Consider the following 18,701-nt stretch of genomic DNA (forward strand, 5'->3'; position numbering starts at 1 on the left):
TACGATTCAGGGTTCGACATGATTTCCATCAGCAACGTTTCGAAGTGGTACGGCCAGTTTCAGGTTCTCACCGACTGCACGACCGAGGTCAAGAAAGGCGAAGTGGTCGTCGTGTGCGGCCCGTCGGGCTCCGGCAAGTCGACGCTGATCAAGACCGTCAACGGCCTCGAGCCGTTCCAGCAGGGCGAGATCCTCGTGAACGGCCAGTCGGTCGGCGACAAGAAGACGAACCTGTCGAAGCTGCGCTCCAAGGTCGGGATGGTGTTCCAGCATTTCGAGCTGTTCCCGCACCTGTCGATCACCGAGAACCTGACGCTCGCGCAGATCAAGGTGCTCGGCCGTGGCAAGGACGAAGCGACCGAGAAGGGCATGAAGCTGCTCGATCGCGTCGGCCTGAAGGCGCATGCGCACAAGTATCCGGGCCAGCTGTCGGGCGGCCAGCAGCAGCGTGTCGCGATCGCGCGCGCGCTGTCGATGGACCCGATCGCGATGCTGTTCGACGAACCGACGTCCGCGCTCGATCCCGAGATGATCAACGAAGTGCTCGACGTGATGGTCGAACTCGCGCAGGAAGGGATGACGATGATGGTCGTCACGCACGAGATGGGCTTCGCGAAGAAGGTCGCGCATCGCGTGATCTTCATGGACAAGGGCGCGATCGTCGAGGACGACCGCAAGGACGATTTCTTCTCGAATCCGAAATCGGAACGCGCGAAGGACTTCCTCGCGAAGATCCTGCACTGAGCGGCAGTCATTCGCGCGCCCCGCCCGACGCGCCGCACCTGCCCCATCCGATCGCCTGTTCGACGCCAGCCTTCCCGATGAGACGACTTCCCTCCCTCAACGCGCTGCAGATCTTCGACATCGTCGCGCACCATGGCAGCTTCACGCGCGCCGCCGAGCACCTGTGCCTGACCCAGGGCGCCGTGAGCCGGCAAATCCTCGCGCTCGAGGGCTTCTACCAGTTTCCGCTGTTCAAGCGCACGCCGAAAGGCCTGACGCTGACGGCGGAAGGCGAACTGCTGCTGCCGACCGTCCGCGAAAGCTTCGCGCGCATCGAAGAGGTATCGATGCGCCTGTCGCGCCGGCGCACCGAACTCGCGCTGAAGGTGCCGACCTGCATGATGCAGTGGATGCTGCCGCGGATCATGCGGTTCCAGTCCGAACACCCCGAACTCCAGGTGCAGATCACGACGACCTGGGGCCACCATGTCGATTTCCGCATGGAGCCGTTCGACGCCGCGGTGATCTACGCCCCCGGCGCCGGTCCGGACATGCATGCGATCCCGCTGTTCGAAGAGCGGCTCACGCCCGTGTGTGCGCCGGGCTTGCTGGACCGGCAACCGCTCGCGACCCTCGACGACCTTGCCGGCCATACGCTGCTGCATCCGACACGCGACCACCGGGACTGGAAACGCTGGCTCGCACATGCCGGCGCACCGCACATCGACTCGACTCGCGGGCTGAGCTTCGAGACGCTCGACCTCGCGACGCATGCGGCGATCGACGGCTACGGCATCGCGATCGGCGACCGGTCGCTCGTCGACGAAAACGTGGCGGCACATCGGCTCGTGATGCCGTTCGATGTGTCGCTGCCGACGGGTATGGGCTACTACTTCGTGTATCCGGACGGTGTCGAACAGCAACAGAAGATTCGGCTGTTCGGCGACTGGATCGCGGACGAACGCGAGCGCGCGACGAGCGTCGTGCCGGCCTGAGCCGGCGGCGCCGACACGATCGAAACGTCCGGCAGGCTGAATCCGGATCGCCGCGCGTTTTCACGCCGCCTCCATTCTCCTTTCCCGGGGCTTTCCTGCCCCGAACGAATACACCCTATCCATCGTAAAAATCCCGTGCCGCTTTCCGGATTTTCCACTAACCTTATTCTCGGCAATACACCAATTCGCGTTTACCGGAATGTTTCAATTCTCCGCTTTATTCAATCGAACAAGGGGGCTGGAAATGCAAACCACCGCAATTTCATAGGGAACCACGCCGTCGATCCGCGTCTGCACGGCCAACGGCAACAGGATCACCGAACGCTGCTACGACGGGGCGAACGGGTACACGGGCGCCTTCAACCACGCCGGCGACAACGCGTCCGCCACGTGCCGGCTGCTCGGGAGCGCCGTTCACATCCGCGTGTCCGCGACGAGCGGCGGCGCGACGACCGAGTATTGCCGGGACGGCGACGGCTGGACCCGGGGCGGCTACACGGGTTCCTGATCGGGTGTGCCTGAGGCGCGAAGGGATTCGCGCCTTGATCGGCGCAATGCGAGCTAACTTCTTTGCATTGCGCCGTTTTTTTTGCCCCACATTGCTTTCATCAATTCATCGCCGCATGGAAGTGGAATTAGAAACAATGGCGATTTTCCGACATTTATTCACCACCCCAAAACCGATCGCCTTTTTTTATTAAAAAGACGACTAAATCGCACAAAAATACAACACGACGTCCCGCGCGCCGTGTGGTTAGCGCTTTCTTGTCATTTTCAGCCTGCAATTGCCGGGAGGAACACGCACCACCGGATGCCATCCGGTCAGCCGATCTCCCGCAACGTCCCGAGCAGCACCTTGCGGCAACTCGCCACCATCTGCGCTTCCGGATCGCGATATTCGGTGAGCAACCACGCCGCGCCGACGTTCGTCATCGCGCCGACGAGCGCGAGCCCGATCAGCCGCTGCTCGGTGCGCTCCGCAGGTGTCGCGGCCTCGTGCGGCGGCGCGCCGATCGCCATGATCAGCTTGCCGAAGTCGATCAGCATGCGCTGGTACGTCATGTCGGTATCCGCGCTCACGCCCATCACCTCGAGCAGCAGCACGCGCGCCGCGCACGGGTCGCGCAGGAACGCGAAGAACGCGGCGAGCCCCGCGTCGACGCTCTCGCGCAGATCGCCGCCGCGCGCGGCGACCGCCTGTGCGACCGCGTCATGCAGTTGCTGCGCGTGATGCAGGTAGGTGCAGCGCAGCAAATCCTCGGTGCTGTCGAACGCCGCATAGAAATAGCGATCGTTCAGCTTCGCTTCCTGGCAGATCGACCGCACGGTCGCCTTGCGGAACCCGACCGTGCCGAACACGCGCGTCGCCGCGCGGATCAGCGCCTCGCGCCGCTCGGCGGCACGCACCTCGGGCGCCACGCCGCCATACGACCGGCCCCGTTTTTCCGTTTCGAGTGCTTTCTCCATTCCGCTATTTGACATCAGGACACCCGAAAACTAAAGTGGTGACGACAAACACCACAATAAGCGCGCCGCCGGCGCGGCACAAGCGGAACGGGAGGAGCAACGGATGAACGGGTTTTCCGGCAAGGTTGCCGCGATCACGGGCGCCGGTTCGGGCATGGGCCGCAGCCTCGCGGTCGAGCTCGCGCGGCGCGGCTGCGAAGTCGCGCTCGCCGACGTCAGCGAAGCCGGGCTCGCCGGCACGGCGGCCGCCTGTGCGCAGCACGGCGTGCGCGTCAGCACGCGGCGGCTCGACGTCGCCGACCGCGAAGCGGTGTTCGCGTGGGCCGATTTCGTCCGCGCCGAACACGGCAAGGTCAACCTGATCTTCAACAACGCGGGCGTGTCGCTGGCCGCCAGCGCCGAAACCGCGCGCATCGCCGATCTCGAATGGATCGTCGGCATCAATTTCTGGGGCGTCGTGCACGGCACGCAGGCGTTCCTGCCGCACCTGCGCGCGTCGGGCGACGGGCACGTCGTCAACACGTCGAGCCTGTTCGGGCTCGTCGCGATGCCGACGCAAAGCGCGTACAACGCCACCAAGTTCGCGGTGCGCGGCTTCACCGAGGCGCTGCGGATGGAACTCGAACTCGACGGCGCGCCGGTGAGCGCGACCTGCGTGCACCCGGGCGGCGTCGCGACGAACATCGTCGATGCGGGCCGCGTCGATACCAGCATCCACGCGCTCACGGGCCAGGACGAAGCGACCCATCGCCGGCAGGCGAACCGCCTGATCAACGCGACGACGGCCGACGATGCCGCACGACAGATCCTCGCGGGCGTCGAGCGCAATGCGCGCCGCGTGCTCGTCGGCGCCGACGCGCGCCGCCTCGACCGGATCGCGCGCGTGCTCGGCGCCGGTTACCAGTGGCTGATGCTGCGCCACGTGCGCCGCGCCCGCGCACGCAACCTCGAACGCGCCCCCGCCCCGGCCGCACTCCCGACCACGCCGACCAAGGACCCCGCATGACTTCGACGACGACCGACCGGCGCGACGCGCCGCCCGCTCCCGGCGCCCGCCATGATCGTGGCGACAGCAACGACCTCGACGTGCTGATCGTAGGCGCCGGCCTGTCCGGCATCGGCGCCGCGTATCACCTGAAACAGCGCTGCCCGCATGCGAGCGTCGCGATCGTCGAGGCGCGCGAAGCGATCGGCGGCACCTGGGACCTGTTCCGCTATCCGGGCGTCCGTTCGGATTCCGACATGTTCACGCTCGGCTACAGCTTCCGCCCGTGGCACAGCGACAAGGCGATCTCGGACGGCCAGACGATCCTCGACTACATCCGCGACACCGCACGCACCTACGGGATCGACAAGACGATCCGCTACGGCCAGAAGGTCGTCGCGGCCGACTGGGATTCGAACCGCGCGCGCTGGACGGTGCGCATCGAGCGCACGCGCGACGGCGCGACCGACACGCTCGTCACCACCTGCCGCTTCCTGTTCATGTGCAGCGGCTACTACGACTACGACGCCGGCTACCGGCCCGACTGGCCCGGCATGGACACGTTCGAGGGCACGCTCGTGCATCCGCAGCACTGGCCGAAGGATCTGTCCTACGCGAACCGGCGCGTCGTCGTGATCGGCAGCGGCGCGACGGCCGTCACGCTCGTGCCGTCGATGGCGGCCGACGCGCAGCACGTGACGATGCTGCAGCGCTCGCCGACCTACATCGTGTCGCTGCCCGCGCGCGACAGGATCGCGAACGCGCTGCGCCGCGTGCTGCCGTCGCGGCTCGCGCACCGGCTCGTGCGCGTGAAGAACGTGCTGCTGACGATGTACCTGTACAACGTGTCGCGCCGCAAGCCCGATCAAACGAAGCAGTTCATCATCCGCGCGGCCGGCAAGCAGCTCGGCCCCGGCTTCGACGTCGCGAAGCACCTGACGCCGCGCTACATGCCGTGGGACCAGCGCGTGTGCCTCGTGCCGAACGGCGACCTGTTCAAGTCGATCCGCGCGGGCCGCGCGTCGATCGTCACCGACGAGATCGAGCGCTTCACGCCGACCGGCCTCCAGCTGAAGAGCGGCCAGCAGCTCGACGCGGACGTGATCGTCACCGCGACCGGGCTGAAGGTGAAGATGCTCGGCGGCGCGCGCGTCACGGTCGACGGCCGCGCGGTCGACCTGCCGGAGACCGTGTCGTACAAGGGGATGATGTACAGCGACGTGCCGAACCTCGCGTCGTCGTTCGGCTACACGAATGCGTCGTGGACGCTGAAGGCCGAGCTGATCGCGCGCTACGTGTGCCGGCTGCTCAACCACATGCGCGCGAACGGCTATGACACCTGCGTGCCGCGGCTCGGCGCCGGCGATCTCGGCGACGTGCCGGCCGTCAACCTGAGCTCCGGCTACATCCAGCGCGCGGCCGGCATCCTGCCGAAGCAGGGCCACCGCAAGCCGTGGAAATTCCACCAGAACTACGTGCTCGATCTTGCATCGCTGAAGTTCAGCGCGCTCGCCGATTCGGCGATGCATTTCGAACGCCGCGCGAAAGCCGGCCCGGCCGCAACAGCGCCGGTTGCCGAACCCGCACTCGAAACCCGGTGAGACCGACATGACCCATACGCTCCATCTGATCCAGAACGTGCTGCTCGGCGTCGTCGCGGTGCTCGCCGCGCTCGCGCTGTTTTCCGGCTACGTGGCCCGCCGCGTGACGCGCGCGTTTCCGCCCGAAGGCCGCTTCGTCGACATCGGCGGCGATCGTATCCACTACGTCGAATACGGCGACGGCCCGCCGCTCGTGTTCGTCCACGGGCTCGCGGGGCAACTGCGCAACTTCGCGTACCTGCCGCTCGCGCGGCTCGCGCAGCAGCATCGCGTGATCCTCATCGACCGGCCCGGCGCCGGTCGCTCGACCCGCGGCGCGGGCTCGCAGGCGAACGTGTTTGCGCAGGCGCGCACGGTCGCCGCGTTCATCGACGCGCTGCGGCTCGACAAGCCCGTGCTCGTCGGCCATTCGCTCGGCGGCGCGATCGCGCTCGCGGTCGGCCTCAACCATCCGGACCGCGTAAGCCGGCTGGCGCTGATCGCGCCGCTGTCGCACGAGCAATCCGAGCCGCCGGCGCCGTTCCGGCCGCTGATGCTGCCGTCGCCGCTGGTGCGCCGTTTCGTGTCGTGGACCTTTGCCATCCCGCTGACGATCCTGACCGGCCGCAAGGCCGTGCGCCAGGTGTTCGCGCCGGAAGACGTGCCGCGCGACTTCCCCACCAAGGGCGGCGGGCTGCTCGGGATGCGGCCGCATGTGTTCTACGCGACCGCGACCGACCTGCTGTCGGCGCCCGTCGACCTGCCCGCGATGGAGCGCCGCTACGCGGATCTCACGCTGCCGGTCGACGTGCTGTACGGCCGCGCCGATCCGATCCTGAACTGGCGCGAGCACGGCGACGCGCTCGCGAAGAAATCGGCACGTGTGCGACTGAAGGTCGTCGACGGTGGCCACATGCTGCCGGTCACGATTCCGGATGCGACGGCCGACTGGCTGCTCGAAGTCGCCGCCGCGCCGGCCGAGGACGCCGCGCAAGCCACGCAAGCCGCGCGGGTCGCGCACTGAGCGAAAAGCGAAGCAGGGCCTGATCCCGTGCCAGGCAGCCGGCGCTGCGGCGGAATCAGGCTTCGTCGTCGGGCACCGACAGCCCGAGATCCGCGATCACCTCGCGCGCGCTGCGGAATGCCTCGACCGCGGCCGGCGCGCCCGCGTACAGCGCGCTGTGCAGCAGCACCTCGCGGATCTCGACGAGGCTCGCGCCGTTGTTGAGCGCGCCGCGAATGTGACCCTTCAGTTCCGTGCTGCGGCCGAGCGCCGCCAGCATCGCGCATGTGCACAGGCTGCGCGTCTTCAGGTCGATCCCGTCCCGCTGCCACGTGCTGCCCCACGCGTGTTCGTTCAGCCAGTTCTGCAACGGACGCGAAAATCCGTCGAGGTCGCGCATCGCGCGCTCGACGAACGCCTCGCCCATCACGTCGATCCGCCGCGCCTTGCCGTACTCCCTGTCCTGTTCGCTCATGTTCGTGTCCTGTGTGAAGTCGTGGCCGAGTCGGCATCGCCGGCAGCCGGGAGATGTCGCGCCATGTTCACGGGGCCGCCGCGTTTCGTCAAAGATGCGGCCCTCGGTTCGCGACCGTTCGCGTAACGGGCGGTCGAACGCTACGTAACATCCGGCCGCGCGTTACGGCGGCTTGCGGGAACACCGCAACCTCGACGCCAGGGCACCGCGCGTACCCGCCGCGCGAAAGCGCCATTCCTCCGTTTAAATCGCGTTGATATTCCCGATTTCCGCAACAAAGCACGATACCGTTTCGTGAAAGCTGTCGTGGCGCGGAATTTGCAGTGGAGGCTTGGACACACTTCCAATGTCGAGGCCAACATGCACAATTTCCTCAAGAAGACGACGGTAACGATGGCCGTCTCGTCGCTGCTCGCGCTGTACGGTTGCGGCTCGGTCGATGGACCGACGACCCCGCCGTCGATCAAACCAAGCACGTCGGGAGGCGGCGGTACGTCGGGGACGTCCGGTACGTCGGGCGGCGGTTCGTCGGGGACGTCGGGCGGCGGTAGTTCGGGTACGTCGGGTACGACTTCCGGTACTTCTGGCACCTCCGGTACGTCGGGTACTTCCGGGACGTCGGGTACTTCCGGTACGTCGGGTACTTCCGGCACCTCGGGTACTTCAGGTACCTCGGGTACCTCCGGCACGTCGGGTACTTCCGGCACCTCGGGCACTTCCGGCACGTCGGGTACTTCCGGCACGTCGGGTACTTCCGGCACGTCGGGCACTTCCGGCACCTCGGGTACTTCCGGCACCTCGGGTACTTCCGGCACCTCGGGTACGTCGGGCACCTCGGGTACGTCGGGCACCTCGGGTACCTCCGGCACCTCGGGTACGTCGGGCACCTCGGGTACCTCCGGTACATCGGGCACGTCGGGTACTTCCGGTACGTCGGGTACTTCCGGCACGTCGGGCACTTCCGGTACGTCGGGTACTTCCGGCACCTCGGGCACCTCCGGTACATCGGGTACTTCCGGTACCTCGGGCACGTCGGGTACTTCCGGGACGTCGGGTACTTCCGGGACGTCGGGCACTTCCGGCACGTCGGGCACTTCCGGCACCTCGGGCACCTCCGGTACGTCGGGTACTTCCGGTACGTCGGGCACCGGCGTTACCCCACTCGGCAACGTCCTCCAGCAATCCGGCAACCTCGTGACGGCACTCGGCACGACGGTCGCGAACGGCGGCGCGCAGATCGGCGGCGTGCAGATCCCCGGCACGAACCCGACGACGGCCACCAGCGTCGGCAACGCGGTCACGAGCCTCGGCAACGGCGTGCAGTCGCTCGGCAACGGCGTCGCGGCCGGCCTCGGTTCGATCGGCGTGTCGCCGAACCCGCTCGGCCCGACGCTCACGTCGACTACCGGCCTGCTGACCGGCGCCGGCGGCGCGGTCAACAACCTCGGCAACGCAGTGACGAGCCTCGGCACCGGTCCGCTGTCGCCGCTCGCGCCGGCGACGACCCTGGTCGGCAATCTCGTCAACACGGTCGGCAATGCGGTCAACTCGACCGCATCGGCGCTGAATACCGCGCTGAACAGCGCGCCGGTCCAGCAACTCGAGACGCAGCTCGGCAGCGTGATCAACCCGATCACGAACACGCTGACCGGCGGCGTCACGACGCCTGGCGCCACGCAGACGCTCGGCGGCGCAACCATGCTCGGCGCCCCGCTCAGCGGACTGCTGAGCACGCTCGGCAGCGGCCTCGGCCTCGCCGGATCGCAGGTCGGCAGCGCGACCGGCAACCCGGTCGGCACGAGCGCCGGCAACAGCGTGTCCCAGCTCGGCAACACGGTGTCGTCGGCCGGCGGCCTGCTGTCCAGCGGCAGTTCCAGCAGCGGCACCAACCCGCTCGCCCCGATTACCGGTCTGCTCGGTACGCTGACGGGCGGGCTCGGCGGCGGCAGCAGCTCGAGCGGTACGGGTGGTACCAGCGGCACGAGCGGCACCAGCGGCGGCCCGCTCGCGCCGATCACGGGCCTGCTCGGCACGGTGACGGGCGCGCTCGGCGGCCTCGGCTCGAGCGGCACCAGCGGGACCAGCGGCACGAGTGGCACCAGCGGCACCGGTGGCTCGGGCGTCGGCGGCCTGCTGGCGCCGGTCACCAACCTCGTCAACTCGCTGACGCCGCTCGGCGCAAGCCTCACCGGCACGGTCACGACGCCGGGAGGCAACGTGACGGGCAACGTCGGCGGCCTGCTGACGAGCGGCCCGGTCGGCACGCTGACGGGCGCGCTGACGACGCCGGCCGGCTCGGCGGGCGCCAACGGTTCGGTCAGCCCCGGCGGCGCAGCCGGCACGGCGGCGACGCCGGCCGGCAGCGGCAACGTGGCGGCCGGCCTGACCGGCAGCTCGAACGGCGCCGCCGCGGGCGGTGCTGGCAACCTGCTGTCGCCGGTGACGAACCTGCTCGGCGGTCTGCTCGGCGCCACCCCGAAGAAGTAACGCTTCACCTATCAGAACCACAGGCCAATGGCCGGGCACGCATCAATACAAAGCCCGGCCGACGGCCGGCGTCACCCGCCAAGCGGGGGCGCCGGCCCTCATCCCGACGAGGATCCGATCATGAATTCCACGCTCGACGGCGTCGCCGCGGTCCAGGACCGCCCGCCCCGTTCCGCCACGCCATTCCGCGCCGGCCTGCTCGGCATCACGGCCGGGCTCCTCGCGCTGTGGTTCACGCGCGACCAGCCGGCCCTCGACGCCGCGACGCGCGCGATCATCGCGAGCCTCGCGATCATCGGCACGATCGCACTGCACGAAATCCTCATCTCGCGCGTCTATCTGCGCCCGAGCGCGGGGCTGTCGCGCCAGGCCGTGCGGCCGCTCGGCCTCGCGCGCGTCGCGACGCGGCTCGGCGCGCTCACGTCGATCTATGCGGGCATCGGGATGCTGTACTGGCTGCTGCCCGAATACCACGGCGATTTCTACCTGCCGTTCTGGTCGCTGCTGCGCGCGCTCGCCCCGTACGTAATCGTCGCCGCGCCGTTCTATTTCATGTGGATGGACCGCCATCAGCGCGAAACCGACGACGCGTACCTGCTGTGGGGTCGCTTCCTGTTCCGCCGCGAGCGGCCCGCGAGCTGGCAGCCGGTGCGCGAGATGCTCGCCGGCTGGGGCGTGAAGACGTTCTTCCTGCCGCTGATGACCGTCTACCTGTCGAAGGACGCCGATCACCTGACCGCGTCGCTCGCGCACGCGATGAATACGCCGATGTCGCTCGCGACGTTCTCGTTCCTGTACGACCTGTCGTTCACGATGGACCTGATGTTCGGCACCGTCGGCTACCTGTGCACGTTCCGCATCCTCGACAGTCACGTGCGCACGGTCGAGCCGACGGCGCTCGGCTGGGGCGCCGCGCTGATCTGCTATCAACCGTTCTGGTCGCTGATCTCGAGCCGCTACATCCGTTACGAAGGCTCGCTGTTCTGGGACAACTGGCTGCTGTCCGCGCCGACGCTGCGCGTGATCTGGGGCGCCGTGATCATCCTGCTGCTGATGACCTACGCGCTGTCGACGATCTCGTTCGGGCTGCGCTTCTCGAACCTCACCAACCGCGGAATCATCACGTCGGGCCCGTACCGCTTCACGAAGCATCCGGCGTACATCACGAAGAACCTGTCGTACTGGATGGTGTCGGTGCCGTTCGTCGAGCCGCTCGGCTGGCAGATCGGGCTCATGCACTGCGCTGCGCTCGTCGCGGTCAATCTGATCTATTACCTGCGCGCAAAGACGGAAGAACGCCACCTGATGCGCGACCCCGACTATCGCGCGTATGCCGAATGGATCGCGCAGCATGGGTTGTTTGCGCGGATCAAGCAGGCGTTCTTCGGCGCGCGTCAGCCAGCGTGACAAAGCAACGGAACCGTGAACACGCCGCACCGCCGACGATCCATGCGGTGCGGCGCTGCCCGTTACCGTGTCAGACGCACGACGTACAGGCCGGGAAAGTTTGCGGCAACCGCCAGGCTGTAGTTCGGTCGGACCGAATACACCGAACCCGAGATGGTCGGCTTGTAGGTGACGTTCCCGCTCGACAGATCCGCCATTTCCACAACGGGCGGGTTCGGATCGGGAATCACGTCCGTCTTGAAGTTCAAGGTCAGCGTCCGGTTGAACATGTTATCAAAAGCCCCGTACGCCTTGATCTCGTAGACATAGTTGGCCTTCACGCCTGCCGGCACCGGGTCGGGCTTGCCCAGGCAGATTGTCCCGTCGCGAACCACGCCATCCGGCGGCGTCTTGAAGGTCAACGTGGCGATACCGTCGTCGGTGACGAGCGTCATCGTTGCATTCGGAATCGCGCTCTTCGTCACCTGTATCGACTTATAGCTATCGGGACACTTGACCGCGTTCGCTGGTCCATCCGGTCCAGCCTGCGACGCTGTATCGGTTGTGCCGTTCATCCCGCTCTGAGCAGTCGAACCTGCCGCGCCATTGTTGCTCGTCGAACTGCCGCCGCCATCACCGCCACCGCAAGCCGTCAGCAGGACTGCCGCCCCAATCAGCCCCGCCAGAAACCATTGATTTGTATAGGTCGAGACGTGATCTATCAGTCAGAGTCAGATCAAGTCGCAGGTAGCCTGCCGTTCAGTGCCAAAGGCCGCAAGCGACTGCGGATTCAACCCATAAGGGACGGTCACAATTCTCGCGAGCGGTCATTCAAGCAACGACGTGACACCATGATTGTCATCGAGTGGTGCTTCACGCTAACGATGCGTCAGTATCCGTTAACTGCGAATTGCACGATTGTTTCCGATGGCAACCAAGCCTGTCCAACTCCAAGCGACGAGATCACGTACACGTCAGCAACTCCCTGCCCTTTGCTCCTTACGTCGATGCAACGCGGTAGCGACGTTTGATGTACGCGGTCAGCAGAAGACCGCCGGCACCAAACGCTAACGTCAAAAGTGCACTATGAAGCCAACCGAAGTACGGCATCGCAGCATCTGAATAGGCGAAACGCAATCCTAGAAATATGCTGAACTGCGAATATGTAAAAAATATGGCGACTGAAATCAGAAACGCCGAAATTTCGCGTAAGGACGCCTCCAGATTCCAACGAATGATGAGGATAAGGAGCAATGGGGGCAGGATAAATACGCCTACGCCGATCCAAGCGATCTCGACTGACAGTGTCTTCCGAAAGACCCCCATGACGATGGAGTGTGCAGTGAACACTGCAAATACGAGCAAGAACGTGCTGATCACGCCGCGAATGGCGAATTTCGGTTGATCGTCGGTGGCGCGCGTGAAATACGGCTTGACTGTCGGAGAGAAGAAAATAAACCAATAGAACAGCACACTTCCTGCCAAATTGAAGAAGAAATTCGAAAGCATGTGACCATCTCTGACCGGTGCGGAGATGATGTAGCCGGAAATGCAAAAAACAAGCGCCAACCATCTTGCCCAGTTCCATCCTCGAAGCAGTCCTATCGTCGTCACGAAAAGGATTCCGATTGCGGCGACAATCCAATGCCACTGCCAATGAACAGGAAAGGCTGACCCCAAGTAAATTGGATCAGTGCCAATGTGCGCTCGTCGGTCGAACACCCAAACCGCCGACAACGCATTCATCAAACTAAGACACGCAAGTCCTGTAACTATGCCCGGTCGTTTCATATCTTATTAATTTCCGATGTTCGTCCTACGACTGCTAGATTCGTGCAGCGGGTATTCTAACCACCCGCCAGACATCAAACCAGGTCGCGGTTTCGACCCAAATCGAGAGCGTCAACCTTGTGATCTCACTGAGCGCGTACGACTCGAACGAGTGTAGCAATTGGATGATGATCGTCTACGATCTACGCGGCTATCTCGAACGTCATGAATTGGCCGAACTGAGACGGATGTTCTGACATCGTCTGTCAGATCGAGTCCAAGTTTCTACAATTGATTGTTCATTGTCGATCCTTCAATTTATTAGATACACCTAACAAACTACAAAACCCCATCCGCGTGTTCACGCTGCACCTCACATCGCACGTGCCGTCCGCGTGTCCTGCTCGTTACACCTGGGCAATGGAGTGCAGCGCAAATCGCAGGACACGGTTGTCAGCGGCCTATTCGGTCGATGAACGCGACACTCAGGCCGAAGTCAACGGCACGACAAGACCACGACCCCGCCAATCGATTGCGTCGAGTAGCCGACGGCGACCAATGGCTGCGCCGTGTCATGCCCCACGACAACCGTCTGAACCGACAACTGCCCGGTCGTCGAGGCACCGTTCAACGGCGCCTGTGTATTCGTAAGCGTAGATTGCGTATTCGCCCAGTTGATCGACAAGCTCAGATTGTTGAGCGTGCGCGTCCCCAGATCGAGCGTGGCCGAGCTTGCTCCAAGCGTGCCACCTTGGCCGCCGTCAGCGGACGCCACCGTGTCCGCGATCAATTGCGTACACGCGAGCGTGCCGCTCGTCGCGGACAACGACAACGACAACGGCCTACCGACAGCATAGTGAATGCCTTGATCGCTGGAATAGGTATTGCCGTCCGTGTCCATCGCCTGATTCCACCGCCCGATCGCCACATCGCTGCCGACACTCTGAATCTCGGTCACCGCCCCGTGGTCGAGCCCAAGGCAGTCGGTTGCCGCAGCTGACGACGCAAGCGTCGTAAACGCACCGCTTGCCTGCTGCACCTGACTCGATGCGGGCGCGTTCGGCGCCGTGATGTTTCTGTTCTTCTGATAGGCCGTCGGCAGACTGGGGACAACCAGCACGGCCAGTTGGCCGTTGTTCGCCGCGACCTGAGACGCGGAACCCGAATAGGTGAAACGGCCGTTCGGTCGGCATGCCGCTTGGACCGATGGCTGGGACACCCCTGGCGACGGGGCGGTCGGCGCCCCGGCGTCGTTACTGTTCGACGTACTGCTTCCCGCGTTGGCAACCCCACCGTCGTCGCCGCCACACGCTGCCAGCAGGACTGACGCCCCCATCACACCGGCCAAAAGCACTTGCTTCTTCATTATTCACTCCTTAAATGTTAAATATTCCTAACAAATAACATCACACCACCGACGTTCCGCAACTTCTCACCCTCAACGACGCGAAACTCCCTGTTAAAACTGCGCGGTGACCTGGAACCCGACCGTGACGCGCGCGGTCGGGAAACCGGATGGCTTGTAGATCGGCGTGCCCGCAAACAAGTCGTACGCATATGCGCCAAAACGCGTGCCGACGCTGCCCTTGACGCCGATCACCGCACCGGCCAGTTGCGTCCCGACCAGCACGATCGGCTGCGGCCCCCATACGCGCCCGTAGTCCAGCCCCGCATACACCGCCTGCCCCGTTTGGCCGATTGGCATTTGCAACTCGTTGCGCCAGTAGAAGCCGCGCGCCGCCGCGAGCATCGTTTCGCCGTCGAAGCCGCGTACCGTGTAGCGGCTGCCGATGGTCAGGTCGTCGATGTAGTTCAGCGTGTTTCCGGTGTACTGGCCGTGGAACGTGCCGACGTAACGAAACGGCTGCTGGCCGATCGCGAACGGCACCGACAAGTTCGCGTCGAGCACGGCCATCCTGAAGCGATAGGTCGGGCCGCCACCTTCCGACAGCATGTCGTCCTGCGCGCCGAATCCACCGACACCCTGACGGTAGGCAAGCGAACCGTCGAACTGTGCGCCGCCGAAGTAGTGGCGATCGGTCAAGCCAAGTTCGACGATCGTGTTGTTGCGGCGCTGCTGTGAAATCTCGGTGTCTTCGATGAAGCTCTGCCCGAAACGGCGCGACAACCGGAAATACCCGCCGAACACGTCGTTCTGGCCGCGCGCCAGTACGCGGGCCAGTTTGAAATCGACCGTTTTCGAGTTGCCGCTCGCGATGAATGTCTGGTTCACGCCGGCGATCTGTTGGTAGTAGGTGTTCGTGTATGCGGACAGCGTTGCGGTCCAATAGCCCCACGGGATCGAATAGAAGCCGTTCCAGCCATGCGAGCCGAGACGCTTGTCGCCGAATTCGAGATCCTGGCTGACGCCGACGTTGAACATGTCGTTCAGGCCGAACGGGTTGTCGATGCCGAGCGACAGGTTGCCTTGCAACTTGCCGGTGGCGCGCGTGCCGGAGTTGTCGATCAATGCGACGACGGTCCAGGGCTTGTTGCGCTTTACGTCGAGTACCACGTCGCTTTCGCCGGGCAGTTCGCCGGGGACGATCTGCATCGAGACATCCTGACTCGATACGCGCTTCATTTGCTCAAGGCCTTGTTCAAGGTCGCGCAGGTTTAGCAGTTCGCCGTCGTGCGTTGGGAATGCGGTTTTCCATGTGCCTCGCAGTTTTTCGTCTGCGAAGCGGACGTGGCGGATCACGCCGGGGATCAGCGCGAGTTTGAGGGTGCCGGCCGACAGGTCTTGTTCGGGAACGAGTACGCGCGTTGTGACGTAGCCACGCGCCAGAATCGCTTGCGACAGCCCTTTGACCAACATGTCGACGCCTTGCTTGCCGACGCACTGGCCGGTGTAGTGGTTCAGCCATTCGCGGGCGAATGCGAATCGATCCATTGGCAGCGTGGACGCGCCTTCAGTTTTCATCGCGTCGGGCAATGACGCAGGCACGTCGAGCACAAAGCGGTCGATGCGGAAGCACGGCGTTTCGGCAGGAAGCGCCGGATACGCTTCGGCATGCGGCACGTCCGAGCGCACGGAAGGAGCGCGCACGGTTGCGTCACGCTGCTGTGCGTCGCGTTGTTGTTGTGCTTGTCGGTCCTGTTCCGCGTTCGCGTGTGCGGCGGCGGCCTTATCTGCCGGCGTGGGTGCCTGCTGCGCGTGCCCCCCGATTGATATCAAGACCGTGAACGAGCCTATCCGAATCTTTGTGTGTGAGGCATAAACTGACGGCCAAGGAGCCACTTTATGCCACGCAAACGCAAGGAAGAAGTGACGATTGAACCGGGCAAGGGCTTGAACCTGGACCCGGAACTGATCAAGCAACTGGTACCCGGAACGCTGGATCGGGCGACGATCAACGAGCAGCTCGCCGCGCTCAAGAAGGCGATCTTCGAGCGCGCGCTGGGCGGCGAACTGACCCACCACCTGGGCTACGAGAAGGGCGAAGCCAAGCCGGTAGGCCGCACGAACCATCGCAACGGCACCAGCCGCAAGCGCATCGCGACCGACGATGACCTGCTCGACGTCGAGATTCCGCGCGACCGCGAAGGCACCTTCGATCCGGTGCTGATCGCCAAGGGCGAACGACGCTTCACCGGCTTCGACGACAAGATCATCGCGATGTACGCACGCGGCATGAGCGTGCGGGAGATTCAGGGTTTCCTGCTGGAGATGTACGGCATCGAGGTGTCGCCAGACTTCATCAGCACGGTGACCGATGCCGTGATCGACGAGGTGCGCGAATGGCAGCAGCGGCCGCTTGAGCCGATGTACCCGGTCGTGTTCTTCGATGCCTTGCGAGTCAAGATCCGCGACGAAGGCGTCGTGCGCAACAAGGCGATCTACCTGGCGCTGGGCGTGCGCCGCGATGGCACACGTGACGTGCTCGGCCTCTGGATCGAGCAGACCGAGGGGGCCAAGTTCTGGCTGCGGGTGGTGAACGACCTGAAGCTGCGCGGCGTGCAGGACATCCTGATCGCCGTGGTCGACGGCCTGAAGGGCTTCCCAGAAGCGATCAACACGGTGTTCCCGGAAACGACGGTCCAGACCTGCATCGTGCATCTGATCCGAAACTCGCTGGACTTCGCCAGCTGGAAAGACAGGAAATCGGTCGCAGCGGCGCTCAAGGAGGTCTACCGGGCACCGTCCGCCGAAGCCGCCGCCGTGGCGTTAGATGCGTTCGATACGAGCCCTTGGGGCACGAAATACCCCCCGATCGCCGCACTCTGGCGCCGGGCCTGGGATCAGGTGATTCCGTTCTATGCCTTCGCGCCTGACATCCGGAAAATTGTATATACGACCAACGCGATCGAGTCACTGCACATGCAGCTTCGGAAGATCATCAAGGCGCGCGGCCACTTCCCGTCGGACGAGGCCGCACTCAAACTGATCTGGCTGGCGCTGCGCAACGTCGTGGCTAAGTGGACCGGTTCCCGGCACGATTGGAAGAGCGCGATGACGCAGTTTGCACTGCTTTACCCGGAACGATTCAACATTGGAGTCTGAATCTCTACCCGCCTCACACACGAAATTCCGGATACCTCCCCGTGAACGGCAAGACCCCCAGACGCTTCGTTATTTTCATTTCTCGTCACCTAATTGTGCCTGCGCACTGGATGGTTTGTTAGCCAATGGTTCGCCCCAAAAAACTATTCCACCCTTGATTTTCCTGATTGAATCGCGGTCAATCCAAACATCCTCAACGTTATTTGGATCAAGGGTCACACCATCCACGGAAAACGGCCGCAACATATCGATAAATTGATAAATATCGTTCGCCAACTTAGCAAGGTCCTTCTCCCCCGGCATTTCTCGATTGGAAAAAACAGACACTTCAGAATTCATCTTTTCTTATCGAAATGCGAACTTAGCGACCACCGGACACACGCACGGTTGGCACAAATACTCGGGAACCATTTTTCCATGAGAGCCTTCATATAAATCACTTTATAAAACGGAACAAATTTACTCAACCCCGTGTTATTGCCCTCACGAATTTAGAAAAAACCACCCTCAAAATAGGCTCCACTCATCTTACGAATGAGATTCAAGTACTCTTGAGGCAACTTCGCACCGAGGACAGCCTCGACTTCTGCAATCGCATCGGCAGTTGGCTTCGGCAAAATGTTACGAATCTCAAGATCCATTTTAATTTCCTCAATTCATAATTTCCGATCCATCAATATGGCGCAAGGCGCTACGACGTCTTGAGGCATCAAGAGTTCGGCGCCACTCCATCGCATTGAGCGACGCGTCGCCGTCAATAAACGATTCCATATTCATTGGGTATAAATATTGTCTGCATAAAAAATCAACGACCACCCCGACTACTGACGGCAGGTCATCGCCTGATTGACGAACCGACTCGCAATATCGAGATCGCTCACAGCGCCATCATTGCAAATCATCTAGACCGTGGAATACACACCATTAAGATACTCCATGAATTGACGATTTATACCAGCACCGATAGAACCCCAATCATTTAAGTTAAATTTTCTTAAAACAGCCACAAGCTCTGGAGTTGCACTGAAATACAAGACATTCCAAATTACCTCAACATCAAAATTATTCTCTCTATCACCAAAATCCAGCAACTCCCTTAACAAGATTGCACCAGACTCCCCCGATATTTCTTTTCGATGCACGCACTCCAGCATACCCACTCGAACATTAATGCAGAGAAAATCGATAACAGCTTTCCTCCAAAGCTCAGGGGTTGATCCAAACTGGCCACCAAGGACTTGCGAAAGCGCTCCGTTAGGAGAGAAATCGTCGAGTCCTGATACTACAAGTTGCTTCTGGTAATCAATTTCGGAGAATGTATTCATG

The 18,701-nt window shown here is 63.2% G+C and carries 17 protein-coding genes; 8 read left to right on the forward strand and 9 right to left on the reverse strand.

The window, feature by feature from the left end; translation table 11 throughout:
• Positions 1-18: 18 nt before the first annotated feature.
• Together R9B84_RS31050 and R9B84_RS31055 are read left to right on the forward strand one after the other, a co-directional pair.
• Positions 19-744: an amino acid ABC transporter ATP-binding protein gene (locus R9B84_RS31050; protein ID WP_423761277.1), complete on the forward strand. Its 726-nt coding sequence runs from the start codon at positions 19-21 to the stop codon at positions 742-744.
• A gap of 77 nt (positions 745-821) precedes the next feature.
• Positions 822-1,718: a LysR substrate-binding domain-containing protein gene (locus R9B84_RS31055; RefSeq protein WP_423761278.1), complete on the forward strand. Its 897-nt coding sequence runs from the start codon at positions 822-824 to the stop codon at positions 1,716-1,718.
• Between the two features lie 822 nt (positions 1,719-2,540).
• Here R9B84_RS31055 and R9B84_RS31060 read toward each other — a convergent pair.
• Positions 2,541-3,200: a TetR/AcrR family transcriptional regulator gene (locus tag R9B84_RS31060; protein WP_423761279.1), complete on the reverse strand. Its 660-nt coding sequence runs from the start codon at positions 3,198-3,200 to the stop codon at positions 2,541-2,543.
• A gap of 88 nt (positions 3,201-3,288) precedes the next feature.
• Between R9B84_RS31060 and R9B84_RS31065 the strand changes: the two genes are divergently transcribed.
• The 3 genes from R9B84_RS31065 to R9B84_RS31075 are packed head-to-tail and all read left to right on the forward strand — an operon-like array spanning position 3,289 to position 6,774.
• Entirely contained in the window at positions 3,289-4,191 is a 903-nt protein-coding gene (locus tag R9B84_RS31065; protein WP_423761280.1) for an SDR family NAD(P)-dependent oxidoreductase, read from the forward strand.
• On the forward strand, positions 4,188-5,771 hold the full coding sequence (locus R9B84_RS31070; protein ID WP_423761281.1) for a flavin-containing monooxygenase: 1,584 nt from the start codon (positions 4,188-4,190) through the stop codon (positions 5,769-5,771). The genes R9B84_RS31065 and R9B84_RS31070 overlap by 4 nt, the downstream gene beginning before the upstream one ends.
• Before the next feature lie 7 nt (positions 5,772-5,778).
• Positions 5,779-6,774: an alpha/beta fold hydrolase gene (locus R9B84_RS31075; RefSeq protein ID WP_423761282.1), complete on the forward strand. Its 996-nt coding sequence runs from the start codon at positions 5,779-5,781 to the stop codon at positions 6,772-6,774.
• A 55-nt stretch (positions 6,775-6,829) separates the two neighbouring features.
• Here R9B84_RS31075 and R9B84_RS31080 read toward each other — a convergent pair whose 3' ends face one another.
• Positions 6,830-7,228 (reverse strand): carboxymuconolactone decarboxylase family protein, encoded by a 399-nt coding sequence (locus R9B84_RS31080; RefSeq protein ID WP_423761283.1) that lies wholly within the window; start codon positions 7,226-7,228, stop codon positions 6,830-6,832.
• Positions 7,229-7,588: 360 nt separating this feature from the next.
• Between R9B84_RS31080 and R9B84_RS31085 the strand changes: the two genes are divergently transcribed.
• Together R9B84_RS31085 and R9B84_RS31090 are read left to right on the forward strand one after the other, a co-directional pair.
• Positions 7,589-9,715, forward strand: a complete 2,127-nt coding sequence (locus R9B84_RS31085; RefSeq protein WP_423761284.1) for a collagen-like triple helix repeat-containing protein — start codon at positions 7,589-7,591, stop codon at positions 9,713-9,715.
• 120 nt (positions 9,716-9,835) lie between these two features.
• On the forward strand, positions 9,836-11,122 hold the full coding sequence (locus R9B84_RS31090; RefSeq protein ID WP_423761285.1) for an isoprenylcysteine carboxylmethyltransferase family protein: 1,287 nt from the start codon (positions 9,836-9,838) through the stop codon (positions 11,120-11,122).
• Between the two features lie 62 nt (positions 11,123-11,184).
• Here the strand turns inward: R9B84_RS31090 and R9B84_RS31095 are convergent, their stop codons facing one another.
• From R9B84_RS31095 to R9B84_RS31110, 4 genes are all read right to left on the reverse strand, one after another.
• On the reverse strand, positions 11,185-11,556 hold the full coding sequence (locus R9B84_RS31095) for a hypothetical protein (protein WP_423761286.1): 372 nt from the start codon (positions 11,554-11,556) through the stop codon (positions 11,185-11,187).
• A 544-nt stretch (positions 11,557-12,100) separates the two neighbouring features.
• On the reverse strand, positions 12,101-12,892 hold the full coding sequence (locus tag R9B84_RS31100) for a hypothetical protein (protein WP_423761287.1): 792 nt from the start codon (positions 12,890-12,892) through the stop codon (positions 12,101-12,103).
• A gap of 475 nt (positions 12,893-13,367) precedes the next feature.
• A complete protein-coding gene (locus R9B84_RS31105) occupies positions 13,368-14,237 on the reverse strand; it encodes a hypothetical protein (RefSeq protein WP_423761288.1) in 870 nt (289 codons plus the stop codon).
• Between the two features lie 93 nt (positions 14,238-14,330).
• Entirely contained in the window at positions 14,331-16,073 is a 1,743-nt protein-coding gene (locus R9B84_RS31110; RefSeq protein WP_423763518.1) for a ShlB/FhaC/HecB family hemolysin secretion/activation protein, read from the reverse strand.
• A 42-nt stretch (positions 16,074-16,115) separates the two neighbouring features.
• Here R9B84_RS31110 and R9B84_RS31115 point away from each other — a divergent pair, with 42 nt between their 5' ends.
• Positions 16,116-17,375 carry an IS256 family transposase gene (locus tag R9B84_RS31115; protein ID WP_204421550.1) on the forward strand — a complete coding sequence of 420 codons (1,260 nt, stop codon included), beginning with the start codon at positions 16,116-16,118 and terminating at the stop codon, positions 17,373-17,375.
• Positions 17,376-17,450: 75 nt separating this feature from the next.
• On the opposite strand, the gene R9B84_RS31120 is transcribed toward R9B84_RS31115, so the two are convergent.
• The 3 genes from R9B84_RS31120 to R9B84_RS31130 form a co-directional block, all read right to left on the reverse strand.
• Positions 17,451-17,714 (reverse strand): hypothetical protein, encoded by a 264-nt coding sequence (locus tag R9B84_RS31120; RefSeq protein ID WP_423761289.1) that lies wholly within the window; start codon positions 17,712-17,714, stop codon positions 17,451-17,453.
• Positions 17,715-17,866: 152 nt separating this feature from the next.
• A complete protein-coding gene (locus tag R9B84_RS31125; RefSeq protein WP_423761290.1) occupies positions 17,867-18,016 on the reverse strand; it encodes an SMI1/KNR4 family protein in 150 nt (49 codons plus the stop codon).
• A 261-nt stretch (positions 18,017-18,277) separates the two neighbouring features.
• Positions 18,278-18,700, reverse strand: a complete 423-nt coding sequence (locus R9B84_RS31130) for a hypothetical protein (RefSeq protein ID WP_423761291.1) — start codon at positions 18,698-18,700, stop codon at positions 18,278-18,280.
• Position 18,701: the final 1 nt, after the last annotated feature.

This window comes from Burkholderia sp. NLJ2 (genome assembly GCF_049487195.1).
Lineage (GTDB): Bacteria > Pseudomonadota > Gammaproteobacteria > Burkholderiales > Burkholderiaceae > Burkholderia > Burkholderia pyrrocinia.

Coding starts and splice junctions, on each gene's coding strand:
- R9B84_RS31050 (WP_423761277.1), top strand. CDS start 19: ATGATTTCCATCAGCAACGTTTCGAAGTGGTACGGCCAGTTTCAGGTT.
- R9B84_RS31055 (WP_423761278.1), top strand. CDS start 822: ATGAGACGACTTCCCTCCCTCAACGCGCTGCAGATCTTCGACATCGTC.
- R9B84_RS31060 (WP_423761279.1), bottom strand. CDS start 3,200: ATGTCAAATAGCGGAATGGAGAAAGCACTCGAAACGGAAAAACGGGGC.
- R9B84_RS31065 (WP_423761280.1), top strand. CDS start 3,289: ATGAACGGGTTTTCCGGCAAGGTTGCCGCGATCACGGGCGCCGGTTCG.
- R9B84_RS31070 (WP_423761281.1), top strand. CDS start 4,188: ATGACTTCGACGACGACCGACCGGCGCGACGCGCCGCCCGCTCCCGGC.
- R9B84_RS31075 (WP_423761282.1), top strand. CDS start 5,779: ATGACCCATACGCTCCATCTGATCCAGAACGTGCTGCTCGGCGTCGTC.
- R9B84_RS31080 (WP_423761283.1), bottom strand. CDS start 7,228: ATGAGCGAACAGGACAGGGAGTACGGCAAGGCGCGGCGGATCGACGTG.
- R9B84_RS31085 (WP_423761284.1), top strand. CDS start 7,589: ATGCACAATTTCCTCAAGAAGACGACGGTAACGATGGCCGTCTCGTCG.
- R9B84_RS31090 (WP_423761285.1), top strand. CDS start 9,836: ATGAATTCCACGCTCGACGGCGTCGCCGCGGTCCAGGACCGCCCGCCC.
- R9B84_RS31095 (WP_423761286.1), bottom strand. CDS start 11,556: ATGACGCTCGTCACCGACGACGGTATCGCCACGTTGACCTTCAAGACG.
- R9B84_RS31100 (WP_423761287.1), bottom strand. CDS start 12,892: ATGAAACGACCGGGCATAGTTACAGGACTTGCGTGTCTTAGTTTGATG.
- R9B84_RS31105 (WP_423761288.1), bottom strand. CDS start 14,237: ATGAAGAAGCAAGTGCTTTTGGCCGGTGTGATGGGGGCGTCAGTCCTG.
- R9B84_RS31115 (WP_204421550.1), top strand. CDS start 16,116: ATGCCACGCAAACGCAAGGAAGAAGTGACGATTGAACCGGGCAAGGGC.
- R9B84_RS31120 (WP_423761289.1), bottom strand. CDS start 17,714: ATGAATTCTGAAGTGTCTGTTTTTTCCAATCGAGAAATGCCGGGGGAG.
- R9B84_RS31125 (WP_423761290.1), bottom strand. CDS start 18,016: ATGGATCTTGAGATTCGTAACATTTTGCCGAAGCCAACTGCCGATGCG.
- R9B84_RS31130 (WP_423761291.1), bottom strand. CDS start 18,700: ATGAATACATTCTCCGAAATTGATTACCAGAAGCAACTTGTAGTATCA.